Consider the following 1,520-nt stretch of genomic DNA (forward strand, 5'->3'; position numbering starts at 1 on the left):
TGGCGTCGTCGGTTTTTTGTTGTGAACGCTAAAAAAGAAAATGAAATGTTTTGTCCCAGCCTCTTTTTATATGCTTATTTTTTCAAAAAATCTGGTTGCATGAACGTCGGATTTGGATATTGATAGAACCCTTCACCCGCATTAACACCTAATTTTCCAGCATCAATATACGTTTTTAATTTATCTGCAATTTCTTGTGCGCCCGGTACGCCTTTTTCTGCTTTCGCAAGGTTTAAGTTGTACGGTGTTTCCATCCCTACGACGTCTAAAATCGCAAATGGTCCTGTCGGTGCGCCTGTGGCAATCATCCAGTTTTTATCGATTGTTTCTGGGTCTGCTACACCTTTTGCCCATAAGTTTAGACCTGCATCTAAAAATGGTACGAGCAATGAATTTAAAATATAGCCTGGTTGTTCTTTGTGTAAGTGGAACGGAATCATGCCGATTTCACGCGCAAATGCTACTACTTGCTCTGCATATTGCGGCTCTGTACCTGGATGTCCCATCACTTCAGCCGTATTGTTTTTCCAAATTTCGTTTGCAAAGTGTAACGCTAAAAATTTCTCTGGGCGTCCTGTAAATTGTGCGAATTGGCTCGGTAGCATCGTTGATGAATTTGTTGCAAACACTGTTTTCGCAGGTGCTACCGCTGCTAGTTGTTCATAAAAGCTTTGTTTAATATCGATGCGCTCTGGTACTGCTTCGATCACAAGGTCCGCATCGACCACTGCTTTCGCTAAATCTGTTTCATATCGTAAACTGTCAAATGCTTTTTGAGCACGCGCAGTATCGTTAAAATAGTTACCGTAAGTTTCTTGATGTTTCTTTAATAATACTTTTGCTTTCTCAATGGCTGCTTCATTAATATCATATACAGTGACCTCAAAGCCGAAGAAGGCTGATTGAAATGCAATTTGACTTCCTAAAACGCCGCTACCTGCTACTGTTACATGTTGATAAGTCATATCCATCTCTCCTAAAAAGTTAGTACTTACTTACAAATTAATCATAACAGCTATTAACTGAAAAAACAAGTATTTACTAACTTTTTTTAGGATCTAACATATTCGACTGTAAATAAATTAATTGAATGTGTTGATTGACGATACTAATATATTGTAACGCCTTTAATTCTTCTAAAGCGTATTCGATTTCATGTAAACTATTGCTAACGTCTAACGTCCAATACGTATGATCGACGAAACGCTCCTCAGGGTTGACGATTAAATACGTCAATAATCCTTTTGCAGCAAGCGATAAACGACTATCTTGTAAAAAAAACAAATCACTATTTTGAATCTTAGTTTTCATGTATGTCATCCTCTGTCAATGTTAATAGCTAATGATGAATCTTTTGAAGCATGCTGTATCATTAAAAATGATCTAGTTGATAGACGTCTCTAACGGAAACATCGACATATTTATTCCCCTTTTAATCACTTATAAACCGTATATTTTATTTTTGCCTATATACTTTAAATTTACGATATTTTTTCCGTCTTTTACGCAACAAAAAGAGG

2 protein-coding genes are annotated in these 1,520 nt (G+C 36.8%); both read right to left on the reverse strand.

Annotated elements, in window-relative coordinates; translation table 11 throughout:
• Positions 1 to 74: 74 nt before the first annotated feature.
• Entirely contained in the window at positions 75 to 965 is an 891-nt protein-coding gene (locus tag KMHG_RS08225) for a 3-hydroxyacyl-CoA dehydrogenase (RefSeq protein WP_010288594.1), read from the reverse strand.
• A 76-nt stretch (positions 966 to 1,041) separates the two neighbouring features.
• Positions 1,042 to 1,311, reverse strand: a complete 270-nt coding sequence (locus KMHG_RS08230; RefSeq protein WP_010288595.1) for a hypothetical protein — start codon at positions 1,309 to 1,311, stop codon at positions 1,042 to 1,044.
• Positions 1,312 to 1,520: the final 209 nt, after the last annotated feature.

Origin of the sequence: Kurthia massiliensis (assembly GCF_000285555.1) — a bacterium.
In the GTDB taxonomy this organism is placed as follows: domain Bacteria; phylum Bacillota; class Bacilli; order Bacillales_A; family Planococcaceae; genus Kurthia; species Kurthia massiliensis.

Excerpts from the sequence above, each read along its gene's own strand:
- KMHG_RS08225 (WP_010288594.1), bottom strand. The coding sequence starts at position 965 with ATGACTTATCAACATGTAACAGTAGCAGGTAGCGGCGTTTTAGGAAGT.
- KMHG_RS08230 (WP_010288595.1), bottom strand. The coding sequence starts at position 1,311 with ATGAAAACTAAGATTCAAAATAGTGATTTGTTTTTTTTACAAGATAGT.